10 protein-coding genes are annotated in these 14,355 nt (G+C 76.1%); 6 read left to right on the top strand and 4 right to left on the bottom strand.

The features are described from left to right. Positions 1-16 precede the first annotated feature (16 nt). From IEZ10_RS05105 to IEZ10_RS05090, 4 genes are all read right to left on the bottom strand, one after another. Complete coding sequence (locus IEZ10_RS05105) at positions 17-2,296, bottom strand: serine/threonine-protein kinase (RefSeq protein WP_189245292.1); 2,280 nt, start codon at positions 2,294-2,296, stop codon at positions 17-19. Positions 2,297-2,519: 223 nt separating this feature from the next. Further along, complete coding sequence (locus IEZ10_RS05100) at positions 2,520-3,929, bottom strand: YlbE family protein (RefSeq protein ID WP_189245291.1); 1,410 nt, start codon at positions 3,927-3,929, stop codon at positions 2,520-2,522. A gap of 85 nt (positions 3,930-4,014) precedes the next feature. Next, positions 4,015-5,571, bottom strand: a complete 1,557-nt coding sequence (locus IEZ10_RS05095) for an AllF/FdrA family protein (protein WP_189245290.1) — start codon at positions 5,569-5,571, stop codon at positions 4,015-4,017. Then, positions 5,568-6,548, bottom strand: coding sequence for an oxamate carbamoyltransferase subunit AllH family protein (locus tag IEZ10_RS05090; RefSeq protein ID WP_189245289.1), 981 nt, complete (start codon positions 6,546-6,548; stop codon positions 5,568-5,570). The genes IEZ10_RS05095 and IEZ10_RS05090 overlap by 4 nt, the downstream gene beginning before the upstream one ends. A gap of 137 nt (positions 6,549-6,685) precedes the next feature. On the opposite strand from IEZ10_RS05090, the gene IEZ10_RS05085 reads away from it, so the two are divergent. The 6 genes from IEZ10_RS05085 to cutA all read left to right on the top strand — a co-directional run bounded on the left by IEZ10_RS05085 (position 6,686) and on the right by cutA (position 14,240). After that, a complete protein-coding gene (locus IEZ10_RS05085) occupies positions 6,686-8,248 on the top strand; it encodes a PucR family transcriptional regulator (protein WP_189245288.1) in 1,563 nt (520 codons plus the stop codon). A gap of 10 nt (positions 8,249-8,258) precedes the next feature. Beyond that, complete coding sequence (locus IEZ10_RS05080) at positions 8,259-8,477, top strand: RNA-binding S4 domain-containing protein (protein WP_189245287.1); 219 nt, start codon at positions 8,259-8,261, stop codon at positions 8,475-8,477. A 205-nt stretch (positions 8,478-8,682) separates the two neighbouring features. After that, complete coding sequence (locus tag IEZ10_RS05075) at positions 8,683-10,068, top strand: uracil-xanthine permease family protein (RefSeq protein ID WP_189245286.1); 1,386 nt, start codon at positions 8,683-8,685, stop codon at positions 10,066-10,068. A 196-nt stretch (positions 10,069-10,264) separates the two neighbouring features. Next, entirely contained in the window at positions 10,265-11,212 is a 948-nt protein-coding gene (locus IEZ10_RS05070; RefSeq protein ID WP_189245285.1) for an FAD binding domain-containing protein, read from the top strand. 92 nt (positions 11,213-11,304) lie between these two features. Next, on the top strand, positions 11,305-11,856 hold the full coding sequence (locus IEZ10_RS05065; RefSeq protein WP_189245284.1) for a (2Fe-2S)-binding protein: 552 nt from the start codon (positions 11,305-11,307) through the stop codon (positions 11,854-11,856). Beyond that, entirely contained in the window at positions 11,853-14,240 is a 2,388-nt protein-coding gene (gene cutA / locus IEZ10_RS05060; RefSeq protein ID WP_189245283.1) for an aerobic carbon-monoxide dehydrogenase large subunit, read from the top strand. The genes IEZ10_RS05065 and cutA overlap by 4 nt, the downstream gene beginning before the upstream one ends. Positions 14,241-14,355: the final 115 nt, after the last annotated feature.

Genomic DNA, 14,355 nt, shown 5'->3' with positions numbered 1-14,355 from the left:
GCGCAGGGGGCGGGGGTCAGGCGTTCGGGGTGAAGGTGTCGAGGAAGACCTGCCGGAACGCCGCGCTCTTCCCCCAGTCGAGGTCCTGCACGGCGAACGTGATGCGGTAGGCGGTCGCGTCGTCCACCGTGACGTACCGGGTGAGCCCGTGCATGGGCACGGCGCCGTCGGACACCGCGTAGGTGTACTCCAGATCGGCGGCCTTCCAGCCGCGGTAGGGCACCCGGGAGAGGCCGACCTCGGTGTACTCGTCCAGGCCGTTCCGGTCGGCGCGGCGCAGCGCGGTCATCGGGTCGGTCACCGGGACGGGGGTGACGGTGACGCTCCGCCCGCTGTTCCTGGGGCCGGTGAACACGGTGCCGCCGTCGTCGCCCGGCTTGGCGGCCCAGCCCTTGGGCAGCGCCGCCGCGACGCCGGCCTCGCTGAGCCGCCGGTATCCGTCGGGGACCTCGGTCCGCGGCCGGTCCGGGGTCGCCGGGTCGGCGGGCGCCGAGGCGGCGGCGCCGGGGCTCGTGGTGGCGGCCGGGAGCGCCGGGGTGTCCGAGGCGCGGGGCAGCAGCAGGACCAGCGCGACGATCACCAGCAGCAGCGCCGCGGCCCCACCCGCCGCCAGCATCCGCGGTGTCAGGCGGCCGCCGGACCGGCCGTCCCGCCGCCGCGCGCCGGGGGCGCCGGGGTCCTCCGGCGCCGCGTGCCGCCGGCCGCGCAAGGGCGCGCCGGCGGCCGGCCGGGCCGCTGGAGCGTTCCCCTCGGGCGGCCGCGGGGAGGCGCCGGCCGTACCGGCGGGGGAGTCGGGCGGGGGGTCTCCGAAAAAGGGGGAGGAGAAGTCCGCGGAGGAGCTGCGCAGCGCGTCGTAGCCGCGCATTCCGGACGGAGAGCCGCCGGACGGCGGGCCCGGGAAGGGGGCCGTCTCAGGGCCGGACGCGGCCTGCGGGTCGTAGGGCACCCGCACCGGGCCGGAGGGGGTCTCGATGATCCGCGACGGCATCGGCCCGGGTGAAGGGGCCCGCGGGGACGCGGGGCGGGCCGCCGGGACGTCGGCGGGGAAGGGCGCCTGAGCGCCGGAGGCGGGGAACCGCTCGGAGGAGGTGAGGAAGGGATCCTGCCCGGAAGGGCTCAGGAAGGGGTCCTGGGCGGCGGACGCCGGGAGGGGCGCCTGCCCGGAGGCGCCCGGGAAGGAATCCTGGGAGGGGAGGGGCGCGTGCCCGGGAGCGGCGCGGAAGGGGTCCTGCGCCGGAGGAGCCGGGAAGGACGTCTGCCCGGGAGAGCCGGGGAAGGACGCCTGTCCAGGAGAGCCCGGGAGGGGATCCCGTGTGGTGGGGGCGGGGAGGGGTTCCCGCGCGGCGGCGTGACCGGGCGGCTCGGCGTCGTGGCCGGACAGACCGGACGGGCCGGACTGGCCGGGCGGACCGGACGTGCCGGTCAGCGCCTGTTCCAGCAGGCGGGCCGCCTCGGCGACGGTCATCCGGCCGTCGGGGTCCCTGCGCAGCAGCCCCTCCAGGACCGGAGCCAGCGTCCCGGCCCGTACCGGCCGGACGGGCTCGCCGGAGAGGATCTCGTTGAGCACCGTCATCGCGTCGGGTCCCTCGTACGGAGGGCGGCCCTCGACCGCGGTGTACAGCGTGGCGCCGAACGCCCACAGGTCGGCGGCGGGGGTGGCCGCCCGGCCGGTCAGGCGCTCCGGCGGGACGTAGGCGGGCGAGCCCACCAGCAGCCCGGCCAGGGGGGCGGCGCCGTCGTCCTCCAGCGCGGCGATGCCGAAGTCGGTGAGCACCACCCGGTCGGCGGTCAGCAGCACGTTGCCGGGCTTGACGTCGCGGTGCAGGATCCCGGCGGCGTGGGCGTGGCGCAGCGCGTCGAGGACCCGGACGCCGATCTCGGCGGCCTGCGACACCGGCAGCGGCCCGCCCCGCCGTACGGCCTGCTCCAGGGACCAGCCGCGGACCAGCTCCATCACGATCCAGGGGCGGCCGTCCTCCTCGGCGACGTCGTGGACGGCGGCGATGCCCGGGTGGCTGAGCCGGGCCACCGAACGGGCCTCGTGGATCATGCGCCGGTGGGCGGCCCGCGTGCCCGCGGGGTCGAGCCCGGGGGGCAGGATCAGCTCCTTGATCGCGACGTCGCGGTCGAGCAGCACGTCGTAGGCGTGCCACACCCGTCCCAGACCGCCGCGGCCCACCGGCGACACCAGCCGGTAACGCCTGCCGATCAGCCTGTCCGGCCCCGGGACCGCGCCCGGCGGGACAGGTTCGCCGTCCGGTCCGACAGGGGCGTCACCGGTCAAGCGATCGGTCATCGTCTCCAGTCCCCCCGCAGGCAGCCTGATCTGTGAGGCTGGACACAATATAAGTCTTACATTCAGTAATGAAAGTTGATGTCCGGCAAACCATTCGCGGGTGGCATCGCCCATGCCCGCCCGCCACGGCCCGCCGCTTCCCGGACATCCGGGCTGACGTCGTACGACGCGCCGCGGCCCGCGGCGGACCGGAGGCCCGGCCGCCGGTCGCCCGGCCCCGGGGTCAGCGCTCCGGGCCGCCGCCGGGTCCGGCCGCCTCGGCGAGGGCTGTCAGGGCCGTTGTGAAGGCCGACGCGGGCGGGCTCACCAGACCGGCGCCCACCTGCCCGGTGCCCGCGACCCGGCCCGCGATGCCGGTGTTGACCGCGGGCAGCAGTCCCGTCCGGGCGACCAGGGCGACGTCGACGCCCACCGGCGTGCCGCGGAAGCCGAGGACGGGGATCCGGTAGGCGGGGTGCTCGGCGAGGGTGATCTCGTACATGGACCGGGTGGCCCGCATCGCGTCCGGCACGTCGCCGCCGACGAACCTGACGATCGCCGGGGCCGCCGCCATCGCGAAGCCGCCCAGGCCGGCCGTCTCGGTGATGGTGGAGTCGCCGATGTCGGGGTTGGCGTCGGCCGGGCCGTACGCGCCGAGGTACAGCCCGTCCGGCACGCCCGCCGGGCCGGTGAACCAGCGGTCGCCCAGCCCGGAGACCTGGATCCCGAAGTCGGTGCCGTTGCGGGCCATCGCCACGACCACGGTGGAGCCGGGCACGTCCCGGGCGGCGTCGGCGCTCACCTTGCAGGCCGCCATGCCCGCGTTGAGGAAGAAGTGGTCGTTGCCGTGCACGAAGCGCAGCACCTCGGCCGCCCGGCCCGGCGCGGCGTCCACGATCGCCGCGGCCAGCTCGCGCACCAGCAGTGACGTGGCGGCGCGGTTGCGGTTGTGCAGCTCGTCGCCCATCTGCAGGGCCTGGGCGATCAGCGCCCCGAGGTCCAGCGGCCCGGTCAGCTCCAGCGCGGCCCGCAGCACCGGTCCCAGGACCTCGCCCATCCAGGTGAGCCGCCGCAGCACCTCCGGGCCGTAGGCGCCGTAGCGCAGCACCTTGCCCAGCCCCTCGTTGAGCGAGCAGAAGGCGGTGCCGCCGTGCTCGGCGTCGCGTACCTCCAGCATCCACATCGACGGGCTGACCACCCCCGCCATCGGCCCCACGGTCCGGTGGCGGTGGCAGGGCTCCAGCCGGACGCGCCCGGCGGCCAGCAGCCTCCCGGCCTCCTCGGGGTCGCCGGCCAGCCCTTCCAGCAGCGCCGCCCCGACGAGCGCGCCGCGCATCGGCCCCGAGGCCCGCTCCCAGGTGATCGGCGGCCCGGCGTGCAGGAAGGTGCCCGGCGGCAGGTCCAGCGCCTCGCGCGCCGGCCGTACGGTGACCAGGCGGGGCCGGGCGGACACCAGGCGGCCGACGGCGACCTCGTTGGCCTCGACCCTGCGCGGGTCGGCCAGCACCCGGGCGAGGTCGGCGCCGGTGCCCGGCATCGGCGGGCGCCAGTCCACCCGGACCCTCGGTACGGCCTGCGCGTCCAGTGCCTCGCCGAGCGGCTCGGCGCCGGCCGTGATCACCCGGGGCTCTCCGGAGAGCAGGGGCATCGTCATGGGCGTCCTCCACGTGCGGAACGGCCCGCGGGGCGGTCGCCGGGCCGGTGGGTCGCCGGGTGTCCCCGGGAGGGCTCGCGGGCCGTCATCGGACACCCGCGGTCAGGGCCGCGGCGTGCCGGGCCGCCCGGGCGTTGGAGGCGAACACCGCCGCCCCGGCCGCGCGCAGCGCCCCGGCCTGGCCGCCGAGTCCCTGCGGGTCGCCCTCGGTGCCGACCAGCGCCACCACCACCGCCGTCCCCCGGGCGACGGCCGCGGCGACGGCGGGGGCGAGCCGCCGCGCGGGGTCGGGATCGGCGCCGTGCCCGAGGACCACGTCCAGGAGCGCGACGTCACCGGCCGGCACGCCGGCCAGGGCCTCCAGCCGCAGCGTGGGGTCGATCATCGGGTGGGCCCGGCCGCGGGTGTAGGCGTCGTCGCCGAAGTCGGTGAACCGCCCGGCCCCGGCCACCAGCCGGGCCTCGGCGCACAGGGTGCCCCCGGCGTACAGGCCGTGCAGCGTCGCGCCGTCCCGGCCGGCCGGCTCCCCGGGACCGTTCGCGTCATTCGGGCCGTCCGGGCCGTCCGGGCCGTCCGGGCCCCGTGCCCCGCCGTCCCCGGTCTTCCGGCGGGCCGGTCCCGGGGCGGGCCAGGAGGGCCAGGCGGGGACCGGCGCCCCCAGCGCGCGCAGGACGCTCTCGGCCGCCGCGGTCAGGTCGCCGCCCCCGGGGCCGAGCAGGGCGCCCACCACCGGCGTGGCGAGCCCGGCGGCGGCGTCCCGCACCGTCCGGGCCACCTCCGGGGCGGGGGGCTTGGAGACCAGGACGATCAGCTCGGTCGCCGGGTCGGCGTCGAGCGCGGCGAGGGCCCGGAGCGTGGACAGCCCGCCCACCTCCGCCGACAGGTCCCGGCCGCCCACGCCGAGCACGTGCCGCACGCCCACGCCCGCCAGGTCCAGCAGGCAGGAGATCTGCTGCGCGCCGGTGCCGGAGGCGGCGACGATCCCGACCGGGCCGGGCCGCAGCACGTTGGCGAAGCCCAGGCCGGTCCCGCCGATCACCGCGGTGCCGCAGTCGGGCCCCATGACCAGCACGTCCCGCTCGGCGGCCCGCCGCTTGAGCAGCACCTCCTGCTCGACGGGCACGTTGTCACTGAAGATCATCACCGGCAGGCCGGCCTCGATCGCGTCCATCGCCTCGGCGAAGGCGTACGGTCCCGGCACCGAGACCAGGGCCAGCGCCGGGCCGGGGTCCGCGGCGAGTGCGCGGGCGGCGGCGCCGACCGTGCGCGGGGCGAACCCGGCCGCACCGCCGAAGCAGCCCCCGAAGCCGCCGAATCCGCCGGGGCCGTCCAGGCCGGCCGGGCCGCCGTCACCGCCGCCCGCCGTACGGCTCGCGAGGCCGGCCAGCAGCCGGTCCAGCTCGGCGGCGGCGGCCTCCAGGGCGGCCGGGTCCTCACCCCGCAGCGCGACCAGCAGGTCGCCCGGACCGGCCTCGGGCAGGCCGAAACCCAGGTCGGCGGCGACGCCGCGGTTGAGGCCGGTGGCCATCGCCACCAGGGCGACCTCGACGCCGGGCAGGTCGGCGGCCGTCCGGCTGACCCGCATCAGGGTGACCGAGTCGTGGTAGGCGCCCGCGCGCACCCGGACCAGATCGGCGCTCATCCGCCCCACCCTCCGGCCCGTGTGGCTCCGTTCGCTCCGTCCCGGGCCCGCGTGGCTCCGTTCGCCCTGTCACCGGCCCGTGCGGCTCCGTTCGCTCCGTCCCCGGCGAGCGCGACGACGGCGGCCAGGCCGATGCGCAGGCCCCAGGCGAGGTCGGCCCCGGAGGTGTGGCCGAGCCGGAGCAGCCGCTCCAGCGCGGGCTCAAGGGGCCGCCCGCCGGTCAGACCCCGGAGGACGGCCAGCACCTCCGCGCACGCCTGGCCCCGCGTGGCGCAGTGCAGCAGCGTGGCCGAGACCGCGGTGGTCCGGCCGCGCGCGTCGAAGGCGACCGCCGCGCCCAGCCGGTCGGCCAGCCGGACGGCGCGGCGCGCCCCGGCCGCCGTCCCCAGGTGGCGCAGCGCCACGAGCGTCCCGGCGAGCACGTCGTCGCCGCTCGGGGTCAGCCCGGGACCCAGCCCGACGAGGCGTTCGGCGGCCGCGACGCAGTCGGGCAGCGAGGCCCGCGCGCACCCGGCGGCCAGCAGCCCGGCGGCGTCGGAGCCCTCCAGCCCCGGCCGCCGCGGCGACCGGTCGCACACCCCGGCCAGCACCGGCAGCGCGGCGGCCAGCCGCGCCGGGCCGGCCGGGTCCGGCGGCGGCGCCGGATCCCACCAGCGCCGCACCCGCAGGCGCAGCCGTTCCAGCTCCACCGCGCCGTCGCCGACCCACGCCTCGCCGCCCGCGGAGGCCGGCGGCAGCGTCCCGGTGGTCATCAGCGCGTTGGGCAGCCGGACGGCCCCGCCGGTCGTCACCGCCACCACGCGCGGCTCAGGTCCCGCACGGACCTCCAGATAGATCGCCGAGGGGAACGCCGCCAGCACCCGCGCGGGCCGCCGGGGCACCTCCAGCACCGGCCGCAGGGCCGCGCTCGCCGCGCCGGTCGCGTCCGCCCGCACCGGGGACGACCGCGGTCCCCTCGGGCGTGCCGTGACGCTCATCCCGCCTCCCCGCCGGCCGTCCCCCGTCGAGCCGACCGTAGAACGGCAGGTGAGGCGGGTCGTACGGGTAAAGATGCCAACGCTCGGCCGGAGAGTTGGCTCTTCCTGACAGGGGTCCCATCGGTCAGAATCAGCGCATGGAACCTCCCGTGCGGCCGGCGAGCACCGGAACGATCATCCACGGTGTCGCGGTCGGGGAGGTGCTGGGCGTCTCCGCGCTGGCCGGGGCGCGGCTGATCGCCGGGGAGCGCGGGCTGGGCCGGATCGTGCAGCGGCTCAACGTGATGGAGGTCCCCGACATCCTGGCCTGGGTCAAGCCGCACGAGCTGCTGCTCACCACCGGCTACCCGCTGCGCAACACCCCGCAGTCGCTCGACCGGCTGGTGGCCGACCTCGACGAGCGGGGCCTGGCGGCGCTCGCCGTCAAGCCGGGCCGCTACCTCGACCGGCTGCCCGCGGAGATGGCGGAGCAGGCCGACCGCCTGGGGTTCCCGCTGATCCGGCTCCCCGACGGCGTCGGGTTCGACGACATCCTCAACCAGGTCCTCACCGACATCCTCAACCGGCAGGCCGCGGTGCTGGCCCGCGCCGAGGAGGCCCACCGGGCGCTGGTGCAGGTCGTGCTGGCCGGCGGCGGCCTGCGGGAGGTGACGGCGGAGGTCGCCGGGCTGCTCGGGGTGGCGGTGGCCGTGCTCGACCGGGGCGACCGCACGCTCGCCGCCGCCGGGCCCGCCGAACACCTGGCCGCGCTGCGCAGCGCCCCGGAGGGCAGCCGCACCTCCGTTCCCGTCGTCGCGGGCGGCCACCACCACGGCCGTATCGTCGCCTGCGGGCCGGTCGGCTCGATCGCCGACAGCGACGTCGGCATTCTGGAACGTGCCGCCACGGTCGCCGCGCTGGTCGTGACCCGGCAGGAGGCGGTCAACGCGGTGGAGAGCAAGTACCGCGCCGATTTCCTGCGCGACGTGCTGACCGGCCGGGACGGCGATCCCGCCCGCGTCGCGGCGCGCGCCCGGACCTTCGGCTGGGAGCTGGAGCGCCCGGTCACCGTGCTGGTGGCCGAGCTCGACCCCGGCGGCGACGAGCGCGCCGCCCAGGACCGCCTGCCGGCCTGCTGGGCCGCGGCGGTGCGCCGCCACGACCCGCGCGGCGCGGTGGCGGGTTTCTCCCACGAGGTCGTCGCCGTCGTGGACGCCGCCGCCGACGTCGCGCGCCTGGCCAAGGACGCCGCCGCGGCCTTCGCCGAGTGCGCGCCCGCGACCTTCTCCACGGGCGCCAGCCGTACCGCCCCGGCCGTCGAGGGGCTGCCCGACGCGTACGGCCAGGCGCTGAAGGCGGCCCGGGTGGGCCGGCAACTCCACGGCCCCGGCGCGGTCGCCCACTTCGACCAGCTCGGCGTCTACCGCCTGCTGTCGCTGGTCGGCGACACCGGCGAGCTGCACGCCTTCGTCCGCGAGACCCTCGGCCCGCTCGCCTCCGACGACGACCCCGAGAACGCCGACCTGCGGCGGACCCTCCAGGTGCTGCTGGAGACCAACCTCAACGTCGCCGAGACGGCCCGCAGGCTGCACTTCCACTACAACACGCTGCGTTACCGGATCGGCAAGCTGGAACGCATGCTGGGGGGCTTCACCGAGGACGCCCACCTGCGGCTGAACCTCACGCTGGCCCTGCACGTCCTGCGGATGCGCGGCATCTAGACTCTGGAGGGTGAACGAGACCTTCGAGCTGGAAACCGACTACATCCCGCTCTGCGACCTGCTGAAGTACTGCGCCGTCACCGACACCGGGGGCCAGGCCAAGCACTTCATCGCGGAGGGGAACGTCATGGTCGACGGTGAGGTCGAGACCCGGAAGACCCGCAAGATCCGCGGAGGTCAGGTCGTGACCGGCGAGGGTTTCGAGATCCGGGTGGTCGCCGCCCGGTAAGGCCGTCACGGCCCGTTGGGCCCGCCGGGGGAGTGGGACGGCGGCCGGGATCCGGCTGCCGGCCGGGATGATCGGTTTCGGCAGTTCGTGCCAGTGCGAGAAGTGACAGGGCGGGCCTAAGGTGCCCGCAGCGAACAGCTTGGGATTCGGGAGGGATGCCTACGGGGCGGCCACCGACCGACGGCCCGGTGAAAGGTAGGGCTTGATGGTTGCAGGTTGGACCAAGCACGGTGACGGCAGGCACCTGGCACCCGGCGAGGTGGTGCGGCCGGACGAGCGGCTGTCGTGGCCGCGGATGATCGGGTTCGGGGCCCAGCACGTCGTCGCGATGTTCGGCGCCACGTTCGTCTTCCCTCTCGTCATGGGGCTCGACCCCAACGTCGCCATCATGTTCTCGGGCGTGGCGACGATCATGTTCCTGCTCATCGTGCGCGGGAAGATCCCCAGCTACCTCGGCAGCAGCGCCTCGTTCGTGGGCGGCGTGCTGGCCATCCGGGCGCTGTACGGCGGCGACACCCCGGCCGGCGACGCGGTCGTCACCGGGGCGATCCTGCTGGTCGGCCTGGTGCTGGCCCTGGTGGGCCTGGCCATCCACTTCGTCGGCGTGCAGATCATCCACCGGGTGTTCCCGCCGGTCGTCACCGGCGGCGTCGTCATGCTGATCGGGTTCGGCCTGGCCTACGTCGTCGCCGACGTCTACTGGCCCAGCGACCAGTGGATCGCGCTGATCACCATGATCGTCACGTTCCTGATCGTCGTGGCGTTCCGCGGGTTCATCGGGCGGATCGGCATCCTCCTCGGGCTGGTCATCGGCTTCGTGCTGTCCTGGGCGGCCGACCGCGTCCTCGGCGACATCACCGCCTACAACGCCGGGACCGGGAAGATCGACACCCACCCCCGGGTGAACCTCGACGCGGTGGCGAGCGCCGACTGGATCGGCCTGCCGAACATGCACCTGCCCGACATCAAGGTCTCGGCCGCGCTGCTGGTGCTGCCCGCGGTGATCGCGCTGATCGCCGAGAACGTCGGCCACGTCAAGGCGGTCGGCGAGATGACCGGCGCCGACGTCGACCCCTACCTGGGCCGGGCGATCGCCGCCGACGGCGTCACCACCGTGGTCGCCACCGCCTTCGGCGGCTCCCCGACCACCACCTACGCCGAGAACATCGGCGTCATGGCCGCCACCCGGGTCTACTCCACGGCCGCCTACTACATCGCGGCCGTCATCGCGATCCTCTTCGGCCTGTGCCCGAAGTTCGGCGCGCTGGTGGCGGCCACCCCGAACGGCGTGCTCGGCGGCATCACGGTGATCCTCTACGGCATGATCGGCCTGCTCGGCGCGAAGATCTGGATCGAGAACCGCGTCGACTTCTCCAACCCGGTCAACATGGTCCCGATCGGGGCGGGCATCATCCTCGCCATCGGCCCGGTCAAGCAGATGTTCGGCTCCGACTTCGTGCTGGAGGGCATCGCCCTGGGCACCGTCGTCGTCGTGGGCGGCTACCACCTGCTGCGGGTCGTCTCCCGGCAGAGCGGGGCCGCGGAGGTCCCGGCGGAGGGGGCCGGGCAGACCCGGGAGGCATCGGGATGACGGACGGGCGCCGCGGGTCCCGGGCCGGACGGCCGGGTAGGAGAGATCCCGGGATGACGGACGGGCGCCGCGGGTCCCGGGCCGGACGGCCGGGCGGGAGAGACGCCGGGGCGGCGGCCGGACACGGCCCGTCCCGGGCCGGACGGCCGGGTGCGGGAAGCCCCGGGACGAACGTGCCGACGTGGGAGATCCCTGGATGAAGCCGCCTCCGTTCGAGTACCACGCCCCCCGCTCCGTCGCCGAGGCGATGGAGGTCCTGGCCGCGGCCGGGCCGGAGGGCAAGGTGCTCGCGGGAGGCCAGAGCCTGATCCCCCTGCTGAACATGCGGCTGGTCGCCCCCGGTCACCTCGTCGACGTCAACCGGCTCACCGAGCTGGACACGGTCGAGGCCGAACCGGGGGGCGTGCGGGTCGGCGCGCTGGCCAGGCACGCCCGCGTGGAGCGGTCGGCCGGGGCGGCCGCCGCCCAGCCGCTGCTGCGCCAGGCGCTGCGGCTGGTCGCCCACCCGGTGATCCGCAACCGGGGCACGGTCGTCGGCAGCCTGGTGCACGCCGACCCCGCCGCCGAGCTGCCCGCGGTGCTGGCCCTCCTCGGCGGTTCGGTACGGCTGGCCCGGCCCGGCGCGGTCCGCGACGTCCCGGCCGCCGGTTTCTTCACCGGCCCCCTGGAGTCGGCCGCCGAGCCGGGCGAGCTGGCCGTCTCGGCGTTCTTCCCCGCCCTCGGCCCGCGCTGCGGCACCGCCTTCCACGAGGTGGCGCGGCGGCACGGCGACTACGCCCTGGCCGGGGTCGCGGCGCTGGTCAGCCTGGACGACGGCCTGCGCGTCACCGCCGCCCGGGCGGTGTGCGTGAGCGCGGGCCCGGTTCCGGTCGTGGTGGACGTCACCGGCCACGTCGCCGGAACCTCCCCGGCCGTGGTCTCCGGAGCAGCGGTCTCCGGAGCAGCCGGGACGGGGACCTCCGGAGCCGGGGCCTTCGCGGACGGCTGGGCCGCGGCGGCGCGGGCCGTGGCGGGGCGGGTCGAGCCGGAGGACGACATCCACGCGAGCGCCGCCTACCGGCGGCACCTGACCTGCGTCCTGGCCGAGCGGGCGCTGCGGGAGGCGGCGGCGTCCGCGGCGGATGACGTGGGTACGAGGCGGTGAGCGGGCCGTACGGCCCGGCGGGCGGCGCGGCGGCCGGGAGACGGTGAGCCGGGGCCCGGACGCGGCGACGAGCGGTGAGGAGCGGTGAGCCGATGACGAACATCGCGGTCACACTGACCGTGAACGGGGTGGTCCGGCGGGCCGAGGTGCCCGGAAGGCGCCTGCTGTCCGACTGCCTGCGTCACGACCTCGGGCTGACCGGCACCCACGTCGGGTGCGAGCACGGGGTCTGCGGCTGCTGCACCGTGCTGCTGGACGGCGAGCCGGTGCGTTCCTGCCTGACGCTGGCCGCCACCGCCGACGGCCACGAGATCACCACGGTGGAGGGGCTGGCCGGGCCGGACGGGGAGCCGTCGCCGGTGCAGCGGGCCTTCGCCGAGTGCCACGGCCTGCAGTGCGGCTTCTGCACCCCGGGCTTCCTGTGCACGGTCACCGCCCTGCTGCGCGACAACCCGGCGCCGAGCGAGGAGGAGGTGCTGGAGGGGCTCTCCGGCAACCTCTGCCGCTGCACGGGCTACCAGAACATCGTCAGGTCCGTCCGCCGCGCCGCCGAGCTCATCGCCGGGAAGGGTGACGGCGGCCCGGCCGGGTGGCCGTCCGGGCCCGTCCGGACGTCCGGGGACACCGGGGCGGAGGGGGCATGACGACCAGGCTGTTCGGCGAGCCGGTGCCGCGCCGCGAGGACCCGCGCCTGCTCACCGGGCGGGGCCGCTACCTGGACGACCTCGGCGCGGGCGCGCTGGAGGCGGCCTTCGTCCGCTCCCCGCACGCCCGCGCCCGCATCCTCGACATCGACGTCTCCGCGGCGATCGAGGTCGAGGGACTGGTGGCGATCTACACCTGGGAGGACCTGCCGGAGGAGGTCGGCGCGCCGCTGCCGCTGCTCATCCCGCATCCGGCGCTGACCCGCGGCCGCACCGCCCGCCCGCTGGCCCGCGACGTCGTACGGCACGTCGGCGAGCCGGTCGTGATGGTCGTCGCCCGCGACCGCTACCTCGCCGAGGACGCCTGCGCGCTCATCCGGGTCGACTACGAGCCCGCCGAGGCCGTCGTCGGCGTGGAGGAGGCGACGCGCTCGGCCCGGCTCGTCCACGACGACGTGCCGGGCAACGTCGGCGCGCACCTGGTGCAGGAGGTGCCCTCGGCGGCCGGGCTCGGCGCCCGGGAGGCGATCGACGCCGCCCCGCACACCCTGTCCTTCCGCCTCGACATCGAGCGCAGCGCCTCCATGCCGCTGGAGGGCCGCGGGGTCTACGCCCGGTGGGACGCCGACGACCGCTCCCTGCGGATCTACTCCAGCACCCAGACCTCCACCAGCGTCCGGATGGCGGTCGCGGCCCGGCTGGGCCTGCCGCTGACCAAGGTCGAGGTCATCGCCCCCGACGTGGGCGGCGGGTTCGGCGTCAAGATCGTCCATCCGTGGCCGGAGGAGGTCCTCGTCCCCTGGGCCGCCATGCTGCTCGGCCGCGAGGTCAAGTGGACCGAGGACCGGCGCGAGCACTTCGTCTCCTCCGCCCACGAGCGGGCCCAGGTGCAGCACGTGCGGGTCGGCTTCGACGACGCGGGCCGGGTGCTGGGCCTGGACGTGACGATCCTGCACGACCACGGGGCCTACACGCCGTACGGGATCATCGTGCCGATCATCACCGCCACCCAGCTTCCGGGCCCGTACCGGCTCGGCGCCTACCGGGTCGAGTTCTCCTCCGTCTACACCAACACCGTCCAGGTCACACCGTACCGGGGGGCGGGCCGCCCGCAGGCGGCCTTCTGCATGGAGCGGACCATGGACCGCATCGCCGCCCATCTCGGCCTGGACCGTACGGCGGTGCGCGAGGCCAACTTCATCCAGCCGGACGAGTTCCCCTACGACCAGGGCCTGACCTTCCAGGACGGCCGCCCGCTGATCTACGACAGCGGCGACTACCCCGAGTCGCTGCGGATGCTCAAGGAGCTCATCGGCTGGGACTCCTTCGGCGAGCTCAGGGCCCGCGCCGCGGCCGAGGGGCGGCGCCTGGGCATCGGGCTCGGCTGCTACGTGGAGGGCACCGGCGTCGGCCCCTACGAGGGCGGCCACGTCCAGATCACCTCCGACGGCCGGGTGCACGTCTCCACCGGCCTGACCTCCCAGGGTCAGGGCCACGAGACCGCGTTCGCCCAGATCGCCGCGGCCGAGCTGGGCGTGCCGCTGGAGCGGGTCTCGGTGGTCACCGGCGACACCCGCAGGTTCGGCTACGCGGTCGGCACGTTCGCCTCGCGGGCCGCGGTGATGAGCGGCAACGCGATCGCGCTGGCCTGCCGCAGGGTGCGGGAGAAGGCGCTGCGGATCGCCGCCGACGCGCTGGAGGCCGACCCGGGCGACCTGGAGATCGTCGACGGCGAGGTCCGGGTGGCCGGCACGCCCGGCGTGGCCGTGCCGCTGGCCACGGTGGCGGTACTGGCCAACCCGCTGCGCTACGCCTTCGACGCCGAGACGGCCCGCGCCACCCAGTTCGCCGGGACGCCCTCCCCCGACCGGCCGCCGGTGGCCGAGGGGGAGGAGCCGGGGCTGGAGGGACGCGACTACTACTCGCCGATCCGCTCGACCTTCGCCTCCGGCATGCACGCGGCGATCGTCGAGACCGACCCGCTGACCGCCGAGATCCGCGTCCTGCGCTACGCCGTCGTCCACGACTGCGGCAACCTGGTCAACCCGATGATCGTCGAGGGGCAGATCCACGGCGGCGTCGCCCAGGGGGTGGGCGGCGCGCTGTACGAGCGCATGGTCTACGACGAGCACGGGCAGCTGCTGAACGCCTCGTTCATGGACTTCCTGATGCCCTACGTCACCGAGGTGCCGCGGATCGAGACCGCGCACCTGCGGACTCCGTCCCCGCTGAACCCCCTGGGCATCAAGGGGGCAGGGGAGGCCGGGGTCATCCCGGTGTCGGCGGTGATCGCCTCGGCGGTGGAGGACGCCGAGGGCATCCGGATCGACCGGATGCCGATCTCCCCGTCGGAGCTGTTCGACCTGCGCCGCGCGGCCGGCTGAGCCGCGCCGTACCGTTCCGCCTCGCGCCGTACGGCCGGCGCCGTTCCCACCGCCGCGGACGCGGCCGCCCGCCTCCACAGGCGCCGTCGCGGTACCGATCCGCCCGCCTCGCGCC

This window comes from Streptosporangium pseudovulgare (assembly GCF_014648055.1).
Lineage (GTDB): Bacteria > Actinomycetota > Actinomycetes > Streptosporangiales > Streptosporangiaceae > Streptosporangium > Streptosporangium pseudovulgare.
This window is presented reverse-complemented; position numbering and strand designations above follow the sequence as displayed.

Coding starts and splice junctions, on each gene's coding strand:
- IEZ10_RS05105 (WP_189245292.1), bottom strand. CDS start 2,296: ATGACCGATCGCTTGACCGGTGACGCCCCTGTCGGACCGGACGGCGAA.
- IEZ10_RS05100 (WP_189245291.1), bottom strand. CDS start 3,929: ATGACGATGCCCCTGCTCTCCGGAGAGCCCCGGGTGATCACGGCCGGC.
- IEZ10_RS05095 (WP_189245290.1), bottom strand. CDS start 5,571: ATGAGCGCCGATCTGGTCCGGGTGCGCGCGGGCGCCTACCACGACTCG.
- IEZ10_RS05090 (WP_189245289.1), bottom strand. CDS start 6,548: ATGAGCGTCACGGCACGCCCGAGGGGACCGCGGTCGTCCCCGGTGCGG.
- IEZ10_RS05085 (WP_189245288.1), top strand. CDS start 6,686: ATGGAACCTCCCGTGCGGCCGGCGAGCACCGGAACGATCATCCACGGT.
- IEZ10_RS05075 (WP_189245286.1), top strand. CDS start 8,683: ATGGTTGCAGGTTGGACCAAGCACGGTGACGGCAGGCACCTGGCACCC.
- IEZ10_RS05070 (WP_189245285.1), top strand. CDS start 10,265: ATGAAGCCGCCTCCGTTCGAGTACCACGCCCCCCGCTCCGTCGCCGAG.
- IEZ10_RS05065 (WP_189245284.1), top strand. CDS start 11,305: ATGACGAACATCGCGGTCACACTGACCGTGAACGGGGTGGTCCGGCGG.
- cutA (WP_189245283.1), top strand. CDS start 11,853: ATGACGACCAGGCTGTTCGGCGAGCCGGTGCCGCGCCGCGAGGACCCG.